Annotated in this window: 12 protein-coding genes; 7 read left to right on the top strand and 5 right to left on the bottom strand. The window is 38.0% G+C overall.

Annotated elements, in window-relative coordinates; translation table 11 throughout:
- Positions 1 to 12: 12 nt before the first annotated feature.
- Positions 13 to 2,763 (top strand): putative LPS assembly protein LptD, encoded by a 2,751-nt coding sequence (locus H9565_RS12035; RefSeq protein WP_215439944.1) that lies wholly within the window; start codon positions 13 to 15, stop codon positions 2,761 to 2,763.
- A 92-nt stretch (positions 2,764 to 2,855) separates the two neighbouring features.
- On the top strand, positions 2,856 to 3,236 hold the full coding sequence (locus H9565_RS12030; protein ID WP_215439942.1) for a RidA family protein: 381 nt from the start codon (positions 2,856 to 2,858) through the stop codon (positions 3,234 to 3,236).
- Between the two features lie 55 nt (positions 3,237 to 3,291).
- Here H9565_RS12030 and H9565_RS12025 read toward each other — a convergent pair whose 3' ends face one another.
- From H9565_RS12025 to H9565_RS12010, 4 genes are all read right to left on the bottom strand, one after another.
- On the bottom strand, positions 3,292 to 4,143 hold the full coding sequence (locus H9565_RS12025; RefSeq protein WP_215439940.1) for an N-acetylglucosamine kinase: 852 nt from the start codon (positions 4,141 to 4,143) through the stop codon (positions 3,292 to 3,294).
- Positions 4,144 to 4,225: 82 nt separating this feature from the next.
- On the bottom strand, positions 4,226 to 5,227 hold the full coding sequence (gap, locus tag H9565_RS12020) for a type I glyceraldehyde-3-phosphate dehydrogenase (protein ID WP_215439938.1): 1,002 nt from the start codon (positions 5,225 to 5,227) through the stop codon (positions 4,226 to 4,228).
- A 21-nt stretch (positions 5,228 to 5,248) separates the two neighbouring features.
- Positions 5,249 to 6,235, bottom strand: a complete 987-nt coding sequence (pfkA, locus tag H9565_RS12015) for a 6-phosphofructokinase (RefSeq protein WP_215439936.1) — start codon at positions 6,233 to 6,235, stop codon at positions 5,249 to 5,251.
- A gap of 275 nt (positions 6,236 to 6,510) precedes the next feature.
- Positions 6,511 to 10,941 carry a translocation/assembly module TamB domain-containing protein gene (locus H9565_RS12010; RefSeq protein WP_215439934.1) on the bottom strand — a complete coding sequence of 1,477 codons (4,431 nt, stop codon included), beginning with the start codon at positions 10,939 to 10,941 and terminating at the stop codon, positions 6,511 to 6,513.
- A 57-nt stretch (positions 10,942 to 10,998) separates the two neighbouring features.
- On the opposite strand from H9565_RS12010, the gene tsaD reads away from it, so the two are divergent.
- Positions 10,999 to 12,054: a tRNA (adenosine(37)-N6)-threonylcarbamoyltransferase complex transferase subunit TsaD gene (gene tsaD, locus H9565_RS12005; RefSeq protein ID WP_246560573.1), complete on the top strand. Its 1,056-nt coding sequence runs from the start codon at positions 10,999 to 11,001 to the stop codon at positions 12,052 to 12,054.
- A gap of 71 nt (positions 12,055 to 12,125) precedes the next feature.
- Entirely contained in the window at positions 12,126 to 12,833 is a 708-nt protein-coding gene (locus tag H9565_RS12000) for a 16S rRNA (uracil(1498)-N(3))-methyltransferase (protein WP_215439932.1), read from the top strand.
- Positions 12,834 to 12,844: 11 nt separating this feature from the next.
- Here the strand turns inward: H9565_RS12000 and H9565_RS11995 are convergent, their stop codons facing one another.
- A complete protein-coding gene (locus H9565_RS11995) occupies positions 12,845 to 13,624 on the bottom strand; it encodes a DUF1223 domain-containing protein (protein WP_215439930.1) in 780 nt (259 codons plus the stop codon).
- A 41-nt stretch (positions 13,625 to 13,665) separates the two neighbouring features.
- On the opposite strand from H9565_RS11995, the gene H9565_RS11990 reads away from it, so the two are divergent.
- From H9565_RS11990 to H9565_RS11980, 3 genes are all read left to right on the top strand, one after another.
- Positions 13,666 to 14,313, top strand: coding sequence for a DUF4159 domain-containing protein (locus H9565_RS11990; protein WP_215439928.1), 648 nt, complete (start codon positions 13,666 to 13,668; stop codon positions 14,311 to 14,313).
- Between the two features lie 24 nt (positions 14,314 to 14,337).
- Positions 14,338 to 15,438: an AI-2E family transporter gene (locus H9565_RS11985; protein ID WP_215439926.1), complete on the top strand. Its 1,101-nt coding sequence runs from the start codon at positions 14,338 to 14,340 to the stop codon at positions 15,436 to 15,438.
- Positions 15,439 to 15,511: 73 nt separating this feature from the next.
- Positions 15,512 to 16,624 carry a THUMP-like domain-containing protein gene (locus H9565_RS11980; protein WP_317195441.1) on the top strand — a complete coding sequence of 371 codons (1,113 nt, stop codon included), beginning with the start codon at positions 15,512 to 15,514 and terminating at the stop codon, positions 16,622 to 16,624.
- Positions 16,625 to 16,742: the final 118 nt, after the last annotated feature.

The raw sequence follows: 16,742 nt of genomic DNA, 5'->3' as shown, positions 1-16,742 counted from the left end.
GGATATATAGCCTTGCAATCAAACAAACATCTTTTTCTTTTACTGGCATTGCTATTTGTTGGCACTTTCTCCTCACTTGCACAAGAAGATGGTATTATACCATTACCCATTAAGGCAGAAAAGGATACAATTATTGCGCCACTTTTTCCCGACCCGGCTAAAAAGGACAGTATTTCAGGGGACTCCACCGCATTAAAAAGAAAAAACGGAAATGATCCTCTTCTTCTAGATAAAATTAAATACAAGGCCAAGGATTACGTTAAACTTAGCCAAAAGGACCAAAAGATATACCTCTACAACGAAGCAGAAATCTATTATCAAGATACCGAGTTAAAGGCGGGTATCATTATAATGGACTATATAAAGAACGAGGTATATGCCGGCCGGATCAAAGATTCCCTGGGTAACTACACCCAACTCCCCTATTTTAAACAGGGAGACAATGAGGTAAGACCGGATAGTATCCGCTTTAATTTTGACACCCAAAAAGCACTTATCTGGAATTCCAGAACCGAACAACAAGCAGGTCTTGGACAATTGGGAAGTGATGCCATGAAGGTATATGCCGAAATCACAAAAAAAGAAAATGATTCAGTTTACTTTTTACATGAAGGGAAACTCACGACATCAACCGATACGGTAAATCCAGATTATTACATCCGTATTAGAAAGGCGAAGTTTGTCCCTAAAAAGAAGGTTATTGCCGGTTTCAGTAATCTTTACATAGCAGATGTTCCCACCCCCGTGGCATTACCATTTGCCTATTTTCCCTTAACAGTTGGCCGATCTGCAGGTTTAATGATGCCTACATTCGGTAACGATCCGGACAGAGGTTACTTTTTACAGAACGGAGGGTATTATGTTCCTTTCTCCGATTATGCGGATATTACCCTTACGGGGGATTTCTATACTAACGGAAGCTATGGTTTTAGAACACAGAGTGTGTATACCAAACGCTATCGCTATCGTGGTAACGTAAACTTTAGGTATGAAAATCTTGTAACCAGCCAAAAAGGGTTTGACGATTACAGCAATAGCAAGGTCTGGAACATTCAAATATCCCACTCCCAGGATACCAAAGCCAGTCCTAATTCACGTTTCTCGGCATCCGTAAACTTAGGAAGTAGTTCTTATTACCAGAACTCTTTAAACCAGGTTAACTTGCCTTTGACACAGAACAATAACCTGTCATCATCTATCTCATATTCAAAGACATTTCCGGCCTATCCGTCCGTAAACATGAGCCTTACGGCCAGCCATTCGCAAAATACGAGTCCTACGGCCCGGGCCAATCCTGATCAGGACAACATACAAATGACATTACCTACTTTTCAGGCCAGCATGGAACGTATATTTCCATTTGCAAAAAAGGATGGTATAAAAAAAGGCGTAATACAAAATATTAATTTTCAATATGATGTAAACGCTCGTAACTCTCTTACTACCAACGATGAAGATTTTCTAAAAGCGGCCATGTTCGATAATGCCAAAGTGGGCGCCAGACACAGAATCCCCATCAGCACCAACTTTAAAGTTGCCAAATTTTTTAGCGTTACTATGGGTGGTAGCTATGAAGACGTATGGACCCTGGAAACGTTTACCCAGCGGTACGAACTTGGTGAGGACGGCGCCATTGGCTCCGTAGTACGGGATACGATTTCCGGTTTTGACCGCTACAACAAATACAATATGAGTGCCAGTATTGGAACTACGGTTTACGGTACTTTTAATTTTGGGGAGGACAAAAAAATTCAAGCACTTAGGCATGTTATGAGACCTTCGTTAAGTTATGGCTACTCCCCTTCCTTTGACCAGTTTTATGATGAATACCTCAATAATGATACTGGCGAAGTTGTACAGTACAGCCGTTTTGAGGGTACCTTAAACGGAGCGCCAAGCTTAGGAAAAAGTAATAGTCTTAGTTTTTCTTTGGCCAACACCTTGGAAGCTAAAGTGAGGGACAAGGATTCAACAGCCACCGAACCTAAAAAAATCCCTATTCTTAGCAATTTTAATATTTCTACCGGATATAATTTTGAATCGGATTCCTTAAAACTAAGCCCACTTAGAATTAACGGTGGAACAAACATTCTAGACAATAAAATGTCCATCAACTTTTCCGCTGGGTTGGACCCCTACGCCATAGACAACAATGGCCGAAGAATAGAAAAGTTTAATATTGATAATGGAGGCAGCCTTTTTAGACTTACCCAGGCCAATCTTAATATTGGGTACTCTATAGACAGTGAAACCTTTTTTGGAAAAAAGAAGGATGAAGAAGAAGAGGACGAAGATGAAGCTGGGGCGTACGATTATGTAGCACAGAGCGGTGGTAGGGATGACGACCTTTTTGGAAGGGCGGATAATTTTGATGACCGCCGTGGTGGGGACGATTACGACAGAGACGAAGATGAAGATATTGACAACCCGCGCTACGGGACAAAAATACCCTGGAATTTCAGGTTAGCTTATTCGGCCAGTTATTTCAATTCGGCCCGCCAGAACGAGTTTAGCAGCCACTCTCTAATGTTTTCGGGAGATATAGAACTTTCTCCCCGCTGGAAGGTTGGTGGCTCCAGTGGTTATGATTTCAAAAATAAAGGCTTCACCTTGACTCAATTGCGTTTTGAACGAGATCTTAAAAGTTTTAGAATGAACTTTAACTGGACTCCATTTGGACAATACTCCAGATGGTATTTCTTTATCGGTATAAAAAGTTCTATTCTTAGTGATTTGAAATGGGAAAACCGAAGTCAGCGTTAAGAAGCTAAATTCTTCACCGTTTCTTATTTATATTTGCTACGGTTGATGGCTTTGAGCCCAACCTTTTTCCCTTTAAACCAAAATACATCATCATGAAAAAAATAATAAACACCACTAACGCCCCGGCCCCAATAGGTCCGTACAATCAAGCAATTCTAAGCGGAGATACCCTATACGTTTCGGGACAAATACCCATTGACCCCTCCACAGGAGAGCTTGTTGAAGGAGATATTAAAAAAGAGGCGCGCCAATCTATGGAAAACTTAAAAGCGATACTTACGGAAGCCGATATGACTTTTGAAAACGTGGTGAAGAGTTCCATTTTCCTTGCGGACATGAATCAATTTTCAGAAGTAAACGAAGTTTACGGCTCCTATTTTGATAGCGAAACCGCTCCGGCCAGAGAAACCGTTGAAGTAGCCAATTTGCCCAAATTCGTAAATGTTGAAATTTCGGTGATAGCAGTGCGATAAAACAAAACGGCCTTGGTTGCTAACCAAGGCCGTTTTGTTTACTTTCCACAGATTGTTACAAGGTTTCCTTATGGAACTCCATAAGACCTTCAATTGGTCGTTGTCTGATGACTCCAACAATCAAATCATTACGTTCCAATACAGTTACCAGCTCTTCTCTTAGGTAATGAGCAATACTTCCCACAAAGTTAATTGGCACTTTTGTAGCCAACTCAAACTGCATGATATAGTTGTTTACGAACTGCTGAAAACCTTTATCAATTACACCTTTGCAATAAGGATGATTTTTATTCTCAACTAAAAAACGGGCAAACGTGGCCAAATATGTATTTGGGTTAGGCTGCTTGTACAGGTTTTCCTTTATTACATCAGCATCCAAATCATATTCCTTGGCAAATCTGATTCCTAAATCCTGTGGCATTTTATGGAAATAGTAATCTCTTATCAACTTTCTTCCAAAAAAATTACCACTACCATCGTCCATAGGGATATAGCCTAACGAAGTTACTTTCTGGAACAACTGATGCCCATCATAATAGCTACAATTAGAACCCGTTCCCAGAATACATACTATACCTTGGTGACCAATTTTTGTTGTAGAGAAAATAGCTGCGTAGGTATCTTCTTTAACATCGGCCTTTGCATTTGGAAAAAACTCTTTAAAGATATCCCTAAGGAAACTCTTCATACGCTCCGTTCCACATCCTGCGCCATAGAAATGCAATCTAGAAACCTTATCCCTGTTTTTAGAAAGTTCAAAATTATTGGCCAGTCTATCTTCTATTACTTCTCTTGTTAATACCTCTGGGCTTAACCCTAACGTTTGGGTCAAAAACAACTGATTTCCCTTTTCGTCCAAGGCAATCCAGTCCGATTTTGTGGCCCCACTATCTACAATTAAAATCATAATGTTCTTTTAAAAAAATAATCCTGAAAATAAGCAAATTTTTGCCCACTCTCAGGATTACCATTAGTAATATTCAAAAAAATTACAAACTAGCAACGTGCTGAGCTAAATCTACCATTTTGTTAGAAAAACCAGCTTCGTTATCGTACCAGCAAATTAATTTGAAGAACTTAGAGTTTAATTCAATCCCGGCACCGGCATCAAAAATACTTGTACGTTTATCACTTACGAAATCCTGAGAAACAAGAGCCTCTTCAGTATATCCTAGAACACCTTTCAACTCACCTTCAGAAGCTGCTTTGAAAGCTTTTTTGATTTCTTCGTAAGAAGTTTCCTTTTCAAGACGAACCGTTAAATCTACTACAGAGACATCTGCAGTTGGAACTCTAAAGGCCATACCAGTAAGTTTACCTTCTAATGCAGGAATAACTTTAGTTACCGCTTTAGCAGCACCAGTAGACGCAGGAATAATATTCAACATAGCACTTCTACCACCTCTCCAGTCTTTTCTAGAAGGACCATCAACAGTCATTTGTGTTGCAGTAGTAGCGTGAACTGTAGTCATCAAAGCCTCTTCAATACCAAAGTTATCGTTCAATACTTTGGCCATAGGAGCTAAACAGTTAGTAGTACAAGATGCATTGGACACAATAGTGTTTGAAGCTTTCACTTCTTTATGGTTAACACCCATTACGAACATTGGCGCATCTTTAGACGGAGCAGAGATAACTACTTTTTTAGCACCACCATCAATGTGGTATTGTGCAGTTTCCAAAGTTGTAAAAATACCGGTACATTCAGCAACTATTTCAGCACCAACTGCATCCCACTTAATACTTTTAGGATCACGCTCTGCTGTAATTCTTACAGTTTTACCGTTAACGATCAAGTTACCATCTTGAACATCAACAGTACCTTCGAACTTACCGTGTACGGAATCATACTTTAAAAGGTAGGCCAAGTGCTCAACATCCAACAAATCATTGATGGCAACCACATCTACGCCTTCTCTTCTTACAGTTTCTCTAAAGACCAATCTTCCGATACGGCCAAATCCGTTAATTCCTATTTTTAAATCTGACATGTTCTATTGTTTTGAATTTAATTATGTTGTCATTATTTCTGAAACCCTAATAAGCTCCTTATCTATTTTAGTGTGGCCCTTAATAGCCTTACTGATAGGAGTTAATATAATTTTGTTGTTCTGGATACCCACCATAAAATTGGTCTGGCCTTCCAACAAACTTTCTACAGCCTTTACACCCATTCTACTGGCCAGCACCCTGTCATAACAAGATGGTGCACCACCACGTTGCATGTGTCCTAATACGGACACTCTTACATCATATATGGGTAAATGCTCCTCTACATATTCTTTAAGCTCAAAGACACTTTTTCCAATTTTATCACCTTCGGCAACAACTACAATACTAGAAGATTTTCCGGATTTTTTGCTGCGCTTTAACGATTCTAACAAACGCTCAAGACCACGATTAGCTTCTGGAATAAGAATTTCTTCCGCTCCTGCGCCAACTCCCGTATTTAAAGCAATATGCCCAACATCCCTACCCATAACTTCTACAAAGAAAAGTCGGTTATGAGAACTGGCCGTATCCCTAATTTTATCGATTACTTCTACTACAGTATTCATAGCCGTATCAAAGCCAACCGTATTGGAAGTACCGAATATGTCATTATCTATTGTTCCGGGAATACCTATTACAGGAAAATGATATTCTTGGTTGAATACCATGGCACCGGTAAAACTACCGTCTCCACCTATAACTACAAATGCATCAATACCTTCTGCCTGCAGTTGCTCATAAGCTTTTTTCCTTCCATCTGGCGTTCTAAAGTCGTCACAACGTGCAGATTTAAGAATGGTACCACCCTTATTTATAATGTTGTTAACGCTTCTTGCGTCCATTGGCTTAAAATCCCCCTCTATCATGCCCTGATATCCTCTGTAGATACCTACGCAATCTACTTTCATATAGGCACATGTTCTAACAACTGAGCGTATTGCTGCGTTCATGCCGGGGGAATCTCCGCCAGAAGTTAAAACACCTATTTTTTTTATTTCTGAAGCCATTAAAAAAAACTAAGTCGCAAAACTAACAAACTTATTTGAATTCCAACTGTCTTATCCTTCTAATTTAACGTGATGATAACTTAGCTCACATTTTCTTAGTTTTTTCTTTAAATTGTAACAAACTTACACTTTAAAACCCCTGTATATTGAGAATGCCGTAAAATGAGCTTTTCCTCCAAACTATAACGTTTTCGAGAATTTTTAGTGATTTCACTAGCGTAAAATACCTCATCTGCAGTTGAAGTCAATGGGGCTATTTTTTTACATAAACAGTTTTATTTTAGCCGTTTATCCTTGGGGTAAAATTTTATTAAACTATCCTTACCCATTACCGAACTAGGGACTTGATCTGGTTTCGGAATTTTCTTTTTTGGTTCTTCCTTCTTTAAAATATTTTTAAAAAGCTCTCTAAAACTATTAAAATCCACCTCATAAGATATACCCACACCCTGCGTATACCCTAACCTATCCGCCAGATATTCCTGTATTTCATTTTCCCTGTTGAAAAACTTGGCACTAAGCGTACCTTCTTCGTTCAGTAGCAACTGAATTTCAAAATTACCGGCCACAACAGTTTCCGTAGTACCACCAACAGGAACCCCAACTTTTCCATTAAAAAGCAAACGGTCACTTATTTGTGTAGATACCGTAACCCCTATTCTATTTTCGGTTTGATAATCTGCACTCCTGTCCAGAATACCTTGCTCATAGGACAGCCCCAAATTAAATTTGTCATTATCACCCAAAACTTGGTTTAAAAGACCTGATGCAGATTGTAACAAATTACCAGTTACCGCTTGCTGGTCTATACCCGTCTGATCATTTACAAATGAACCTTGGGCCAACAAAAACAATGCATTTCTTTCCTCTACCGTGGGATCCTGTAAACGATACTCCAGCTCTGACTGTACTATAGAGTTAGTTCCCGGAAAATCTATATTGAATTCAATATCCGGACTCTCAAGGTCATCTGTTAGCTTAATAACAACCTCAGTTGCTATACGGCGGGTATACCCCGGGTTATCCAATAAAGGAGCTGGGTTGGCATTTAAAGCATATACAGCCTCAAGGTCCAAAGTAGCTTTTAAAGGTTCACGATCCCATACAATGGTTCCACCAGGTTTCACCTGAAAAGTCTTGTTGATGACCCCTCCAAATTTATAATTGTACTCTCCTTCAACTACAACAAAATCGCCATACATTTCAAAAGCCCCCCTAGTATTGATACGGATCAACAAAATTCCCACTCCGCTGCCCTTTAAGGAGCTTCCGGTTTTGGTATCGGTTACGATCTCTACCTCGGCATCTGGGGTAACATCTAAATCAAAAGTAAGCTCCAACCCCTGAAATTCATCAAGAATACGTTCTTCCTCTACATGGTTCAACTTGTTTTTTTCAACAAAATTGATAAATGAATAATCTCCAATAGACGCAACATCGCTCAACGGAATCTTTAACGACGTTCCCCTAGCGGTTTTACCTTCTACTTTTATATTCAATGCTTTGGTAGGTCCAAAAATTCTACCCTTACCATCTAAGTAACCGGTTCCATAGTATAAAACCTCCTCTTCAAAATCTGTGTTTAAAATTAAAAGGCGGTCATTCTTGGTATCAACATTTAAATCCAAAAGCCAGTTATCAAAAAAGGAATGACTGATCGTACCATCTAATGTGGCTTTTGTTTTTTTGTCTACATCGGTAATTCTGATCTGGTCAAAATCAAAAGTTTGTTTATCTAAATTCACCCTAGAATTGGCCGCAAAATCATAATCTACGTTTAAATATGGTATTCCCAGTCCAGCTTTGTCCAATGTAAGCGTTCCGCTGAATTCCGGATTATCCACAGGCCCCTGTATACGCGCATTACCACTAACAAAACCTCGGATACGACTAATAATATCCTCTCCTAAGGGTGCAAAAGGCTCTAAATCAAACTTATCCAAACTCACCAATAGATTGGCCTTGGGCATATCTTCTTTGTTATTGATATTACCTACCACGCTGAGTTTTTCAATGCCTTTGTTCGTTATTTGCGAATTTACCGCGAACTCCGTTAAATCTTTGTTCCCAACAATACCCACAGTTAAATCTCCCAAACGCATGTCATTAATAGAAAAATCCTCTATACCAAGGTTGGAAGAAGGCAAGTAAATATTGTCTTTTTGTAGAATATTGAGGGTACCGTTAACTTCACCCTGCAGCTTTAAACTGTCTATTGCAGGGGTGATTTTATTAAGCGAAACGATTTTAAATTGAAGTTGCAAATCTTTGTAAGTGGAATCTGCCAACTGCCCTTTAAGCCTAATTTGCTCTTGAGCACTATTGTTCATTACAATCTCCCGAATATCAATACTATCCAACGTACGGTTGATGACTACCTTATTTTTATTGTCACCATCCTTGTTAAGAATCCATTTGTTCCCCTTAAAATTAACATCCGAAGTTTTAAGACCTATAACGGATTTATTATCCTTATTAAACGTGTGGTAAAAATTGAGATTATAACTATCATTTAAATCACTACCGCCTTTAAATTCCGTTCTAAAGAACAGCGTATCTTTTAAAGTAGTGTTTATTAAATTGAAATCCTTTACATCATAATAGTTCGTAGAAAGATCGCTTACAGAGATATACGTATTAAATAGCGGGTTCTTGTTATCTATTTTAACATCAATATTATCTGCTTCATTACCGAAAGCAACTATACTAGGCGATTTAAAAGTGAGTTTAAAATCTCCCTCATCTGCTACTATATTTCCTTTTATAAATGTATTAGGGTCAAATTTCACCTCTGGAAAAAAGACATCTACAATTTTATTGTAAATCTTGAAGTTAAAAGCAAGCGTTTGCCCATCCGAAATATTAAAAGGCCTATAATTGGTATAGATGCTACCCAGGGAATTCTGAACCAACCGCCCAAGCTCGGCAACTTTAAAACGCCCTTTCATGTACCCGGTTATAATATCCGGTGAATTGATATCTATAACTCTATCACCATTGGCCTCAAAAGTGGAAGACACCTTAAAATCTTCAAAATAATAAGTATCGTTCTTATTCTGAAAAATGGTTTTTGTAAATTTAATATCACCCACCAGATTATCCAAAGTGTTTCCGGTGACATCCATATTTACGTTGCCCTTAAATATAGAAATGCTGTCTTTAATGAAATTCAACTTGTTCAAATCTGCATAGTCCACAGACGCAATAAAGTTGAAATCATTTCGGTTTTCACCAAAATCTGCCAGTCCTTTAAAACTGAATTTGACATTCTCATCATTACTCAACAAGGTACCATCAAACAACTGCTCTTTTAGTATTCCCGAAACTTTAAGATCATTATACTCGTAATTATTGAACTCTACGGAGTACACTTCACCTATAACCTCTGTATTTAAGGTTTCCTGCACAAAGCCTTTCCCTTCTACATTAAAATCTAGAGAGGTTTTACCCAGCTTTTTATTCTCGGCAAAATCGCCCAGATCAAAGTCTATCAGCGACACAAAACCTTTATACGTAGCATTATCTATATTATTTATTTCCGAAAGCTCAAGATCGGCATAACTACTACCAATAGCGGTATTCAGGTTTACCTTGGCATCTATGGAATTTTTTGTGATAACCGCATCACCACGTATGGTAAACTGTCCCAATTTTTGAAACGAAGACGGTAAAGATTTACCCAAAATATTTGGCATTAGCGCCCGTAACTCATAATAACTAGAAGTTACGTTCTTCATATCTGCACGCATAATGAAAGGCATTTTCCGCACAAATAAATTCTTAAAATTAAAATCACCCCTAATGCCCGTGTTATCAGATTGCAAGAAAAGCTCGGTGGCGTATAAATCATTAAGAACACCACTTATTTTAGATGAAAAATTAACCTCCTTGCCTCTCCCGAACTGATCATAAAGCAAATTTATTTCATCAAAAGCCACGGCAGACTCCGTAAACTCCGCAGTAATATTCACCTTGTTCAGAAAATCGGCAAAATCCTTACGCTCATAATCAAAAACCAAATCGCCCTTTAAATGTGAGCCTACCGTCTGTATCCGCAATGAATCAAAACGCATCTGTTGCTTGGTATACTTAAACTCGGTAGACATTTGTTTTACATCAATACCTCTTTGACTATTAAATGCCATGGTATTGATTTTAGCAGAAACCTCTGGACCTAAAATCTGAAAATCCGTAGCGCCAATATTGAGCTCCTCAAAATCCAATAAAAGTTCGTTCTCAAAATTCTCGTCTATTAGTTTAAATGTACTATTCTGGATATCAACATTGGAAGAAGAGAAAAAGAACGGATCCGTTCCCGGTTTACGTGGTTTTCCGTCATCAAACTTGTCAATGAATACCTCAAGATTAGTATTCCTGTTATCTAAATAGGTTTTTAGCTTAAAATCCAGCTCATCTATTTTAATATCCCCAAATTCCAATTTACCCTTGCTTAAATTACGCATGCTAAGGATGGAAGTAGTGAGCTGGTTTACGTAAAAAAGTGTGTCTTTTTGATAATCTTCAATATACACACCTTCTAAGTTGGTGTCCCAAGTAATTAGGGAAATACGGAGCTTATCAATATTTATACTGGTACCAAAGTCTTTGTTAATGGTATCTGTGGCATACTTAGCAAAACTTGTCTGAACAAAAGGCAACGAGAGGATGACCGTACCCAAAATACAGATCAGCACGAGTACCATCATGGTTCTAATCAGTATTTTTCTAAGTTTTTTGATAGGTCTTTATGTTTTACCTTTGCGATGTCAACTTTTATTCCAAACTCGGTGAAAAACGAAACTATTTATATTCTTGCTATTGAATCTTCTTGCGACGACACTTCCGCTGCTGTTTTAAGCAATAAAAAAGTGCTCAGTAATGTAACGGCCACTCAAAAGATTCACGAGGAATACGGCGGTGTTGTACCTGAACTTGCCTCACGGGCTCACCAACAAAACATTGTTCCGGTAGTACACCAAGCTTTGAATAAAGCAAATATCGACAAAAAACTAGTATCTGCCATAGCTTTTACACGCGGCCCCGGATTGATGGGTTCACTTCTTGTTGGAACCTCCTTTGCCAAGTCTCTTTCATTAGGTCTTAATGTGCCCCTAATTGAGGTAAACCACATGCAGGCACACATCTTGGCGCACTTTATTGAAGGCCAACCAGATGGCACTCCGGAGTTTCCGTTTTTGGCCATGACCATTAGTGGCGGACACACGCAAATTGTTCTTGTAAGAGACCATTTTGACATGGAGATACTAGGCGAAACCCTAGATGATGCAGTGGGTGAAGCTTTTGATAAAAGCGCTAAAATTTTAGGTCTGCCCTACCCCGGAGGCCCATTAGTTGATAAATATGCACAAGAGGGAAACCCTAAGGCGTTTCCTTTTCCAAAACCTAAAGTAGACGGCCTTAATTTTAGTTTTAGCGGATTAAAGACAAGCATTCTATATTTCATCCAAAGAGAAACGGCCCAAAACCCCAATTTTGTTGAAGAAAATCTAAAGGATATTTGTGCCTCCATCCAAAAAACAATCATTAACATTTTGATGGATAAGCTAAAAAAAGCTGTGGAACAGACCGGTATTACGCAAATTGCCATTGGAGGTGGTGTTAGTGCCAATTCCGGAATAAGAAACGCACTTAAAATGGCCGAAAAAAATAGAGGATGGAAAACCTTTATACCAAAGTTTGAGTATTGTACGGATAACGCAGCAATGATCGGTATTGTAGGTCACCTGAAGTATAAACAAAATGTATTTGCAAAACAGGATGTTTCCGCCAAGGCGCGTTACGTTATTTCCAGTAAGTAAATAACAGTGTTCATTTTTTTCTTGTGCCCAAGTACAACCTAAGCCTCTAAAATTGTTTATACATTTGTCCTATGCAATTATTTTACAACCCCGATTTAGACAAGAGCATTACACAGTTTACCTTCTCTCAAGAAGAGAGTAGGCATATTGTTAAGGTATTGCGTAAAAAGGAAGGGGACCTACTACATATTACAAATGGAAAGGGTTATATTTTTAAGTCCGAAATACTTCTTGCAGACCAAAAACGATGCAAAGCACAAATAGTAGCTACACAAAAAAAACACCCAAAAGCACATTGGCTGCACATGGTTGTAGCACCCACTAAAAACAACGACCGTCTGGAATGGTTTCTGGAAAAAGCTACAGAAATAGGTGTAAGTGAGATTACCCCCATATTTTGCGATAGATCGGAGCGAAAAGTCATTAAAAAAGAGCGCTTGGAAAAAGTGATACAATCTGCCATGAAACAAAGCTTACGCGCTTACCTACCCAAGCTTAACGATGCTATTTCTTATAAAGATTTTATGGCAAAGGAGCTTAACGGACTCTTATTTATTGCACATTGCGAAGAGGAAGAAAAAGTTGATTTAAAACGAAGAGTTGCCCCAGACAAGGATGTTACCATACTCATAGGACCGGAAGGGGATTTTTCGCAAAACGAAATAGACATGGCGTATGAAAAAGGGTTTCTTCCCGTTTCCTTGGGGGAATACCGCCTTCGAACCGAAACGGCCGCGATCGTAGCCTGTACTACCGTGAACATGATTAACAACGGGTAAAAAGAACACCATTAATTGAATAATTCGGTTTTAGCAGCAGCAGTGATATCATAATCCGTTGTCTCCATTACAACAATAAGACTCAATTTTTCTCCATTTTCAACCACATCCGGGATTGTTATCGTGGCTTTTCCATTTGTTTCATGTATTTCAATATTCTTTTCCCCAACTACTATGTTACCATTTTTTAGTGTTCTATTTCGGTTTTCACCGCGCTTCACCACTGTAGTTCGTTCATCCAAGACCAATATGGCCCGTAAATTTTTACCCGTAACATCTCCACCTAACTCATAATTGAACGAAACAGAGCCACCCCTTCTTTCCACCAGACTCAATACTACCGTATTTTCCGTATCTATCGCTCCATAGTGCTTTATGGCCGCATTCATTTTACTTGAGTTAGACCCTACAAAATGAGCCTTACCATTCACCACTACCTGAGGTGTATAATTACTTCTGCTTTTTAATTTGATATTATACTTACGTTGCTTCTCCGTATAATCCGATTTACTGAACGGGTCTTTCCAACCAATATAATTCCAATAATCAACATGATATGAAAGTGCGTAAACCGAATTACCATATTCTCTTTTCACCTGTTGCAACAATACATCTGCCGGTGGGCAACTAGAACAACCTTGTGATGTAAAAAGTTCCAAAACCACTATGGGATCACGCCCCTCAAAAGCTTCAAAAGCCTCTAGTTTTCTGGTCTTTACATCAATATTAAAAGCCATTGTAACACATCCTACCAAAACAATACATATAAGTGCAATTCTTTTCCCCACCATAATTCATACATTTGAGTTATTGTTATTTAGTTCGCCCTAAGATGAAACAACTTACATACTGCATTATAATCTTATCTCTTATGACCGCCCACCTTACGGCACAAGAAGTAGCCATTCTTAAGTATAACGGAGGCGGAGATTGGTATGCCAACCCTACAGCTTTACCTAATCTTATTAAGTTCTGCAATGAAAATGTTGGCACTCTAATGAACGAAAAGCCAGAAACCGTAGAAATAAGCAGCAGTACTATTTTCCAGTACCCTTTTCTACATATGACCGGCCACGGCAATGTTGTTTTTTCGGACGAGGAAGCCCAAAATTTAAGAACTTATCTTTTTTCCGGTGGATTTTTACATATTGATGACAACTACGGAATGGCCCCTTATCTGAAAAAAGCACTTGAAAAAGCCTTCCCTAATACCGTTTTGGAAGAATTGGGCAGCGACCATCTTATTTTTAATGAATTTTATAAGTTTCCAGAAGGTTTGCCAAAAATTCACGAACACGACGGTAAACGCCCACAGGCATTAGGTTTGTTTCATGAAAACAGACTTGTACTATTGTTTACCACCGAAAGTGATCTAGGGGATGGCTGGGAAGACCCATCAGTACATAATGACCCCGAAGAAATAAGAACAAAAGCATTACAAATGGGTGCCAATATTGTGCTCTATGCTTTTAAAAACTAACATAGCCACATAAATAGACCAAAAATGACCGCAAGAACCATTAGTCAAGGAATTCTACGCTCAGTAGGGATAATAGTAGGCGTAGTCCTACTCCTTTATTTTCTTTGGAAGATACAGTCCGTAATTGCCTATTTGGCCATAGCCGCCGTCATTGCCCTGATAGGCAGACCAATAGTCCTCTTTTTAAGAAGAAAATTAAAACTACCCAACACCGTGTCCGTTATCATCACAATGATTTTTATGGTAAGCGTGCTGGCAGGTATTATAGCACTTTTCGTTCCCCTGTTGACGGAACAAGGCAAAAACCTCTCGTTGTTGGACATTAACCAGCTAGAACAAAGCTTAAATTCACTGCATCAGCAAATTGTGGACTTCATTGGAACCGCGCCTAACGTTGTTGACGAAATTATTGAAGAAACAGATTTTGAAAAAACCATTGTTGATAGTTTAAATGTAGGCTTTATACCCAATTTTCTCAACTCGTTTTTAGACGTACTTAGCACGGCTAGCATTGGACTGTTCTCTGTTTTATTTATTTCTTTTTTCTTCTTAAAAGACAGCAATCTTTTTCAACGTGGAATTTTAGCTTTCGTCAACCAAAATAATGAAGGCAAAACCATAAATTCTATCGATAAAATCAATAATCTTTTATCTAGATATTTTGTGGGTCTGTTACTTCAAATTTTCATCCTGTTCGTAATTTACACCATAACCCTTTTAATCGTAGGTATAGAAAATGCGATTGTAATTGCCTTTCTTTGTGCCTTGTTTAATATCATTCCTTACGTGGGTCCTATCATTGGAGGAGTGATTATGGTAGTACTTACAATGACCAGCAATTTAGGCATGGATTTTAGCTCCGTAATCCTACCAAAAGCAGGGTATGTTTTAATAGGATTATTGATAGGTCAATTAGTCGATAATTTCTTTTCACAACCCTTGATATTTTCAAATAGCGTAAAGTCGCATCCACTAGAAATTTTCTTGGTGATAATTATTGCCGGTCTGCTCTTTGGAGTAGTAGGAATGATTGTAGCAGTGCCCGGATATACTGCAATAAAGGTCATTTTAAAGGAGTTTTTATCCGAAAACAAGCTAGTTAAATCACTTACAAAAAGTTTATAGTTATAGTTTGAATAAAAATATTTTAAATACTGGTATACAGGAATTTATAAAAAATAAATTTAATACTGACATCATGTCAGTTCTACTTAAAAAGCCTATTTTTGAGGAAATTTCCAATCGCGAACTTGCTGAACAACTTGAGTCTAAGAAAAAGTGCGAAAAAAAATTACCTACTTGGTTTTTTTCTACCAATATCTACTACCCGAACAAGTTAAATATTGAGCAAACCTCTTCCGAAATTACAGCCAAATACAAAGCGGATTTAGTCAGTGGAAAATCACTTGTAGATGTCACCGGAGGACTAGGTGTAGATAGTTACTTTTTTAGCCAAAAAATAGACCAAGTTCACCATTGTGAATTAGATGAAAATCTATCCGAAATTGCAACCCATAATTTTAAAATTCTAAATATAAATAATGTAATAACCCATGCGGAAAATGGATTGGATTTTTTGCAAAAATTAAAATCCCGAATAGATTGGGTTTACATAGACCCTTCTCGAAGAGGTGATTTAAAGCAACGCGTTTTCCTATTATCGGATTGCTTGCCTAATGTGGTAAAAAACTTGAATCTGTTATTTTCAAAATCAGAGAATATCCTGATAAAAACAGCTCCACTTTTAGATATTTCCGCAGGAATAAATGAGCTTGATTATATAAAGGAAATTCATGTAATTGCTCTAGATAATGATGTAAAGGAACTATTATGGGTTTTAAAAAAAGGATACCAAGGTAGCATCAAAGTCAAAACAATAAACAAGACCGCAAAACAGGACCAAGGTTTCGATTTTGAACTTCACGCGGAAAAAGATGCTATTTCCGAATTCTCAGAACCTCTCACCTATTTATACGAACCCAATGCGGCTATTCTTAAGTCAGGTGCATTCAAAATCATTGGCCAAGCAACACAATTAAAGAAACTCCACACCAACACCCATTTATACACCTCTGATAGCCTGATTGATTTTCCAGGACGAAGATTTAAAATTGAACATATTTTTCCCTACAATAAATCGGCTTTGAAAAAAGCGGATATAAAGAATGCGAACATAACCACACGGAACTTTCCTGAAAGCGTAGACACCATTAGAAAGAAGATGAAAATTAAAGATGGCGGTCAGATTTATCTGTTTTTCACCAAAAACCTACTCGAAAACGTTGTAGTTCTACGTTGCAAAAAGGTTTAATTTTAACATTTGTGTTTGCTTGTTTGTTTTATTTGTAATATTTTTCTTTCAATATTTGATTAATTTTTAAAACATATGAAGCATTGATTACCAGATGTAAATATTACATAAACAACAC

It is taken from the genome of Zobellia russellii (assembly GCF_018728565.1).
Classification (GTDB): Bacteria; Bacteroidota; Bacteroidia; order Flavobacteriales; family Flavobacteriaceae; genus Zobellia; species Zobellia russellii.
Note: the sequence above shows the minus strand (reverse complement) of the source record. Positions and strands in the feature narration are given on the sequence as shown.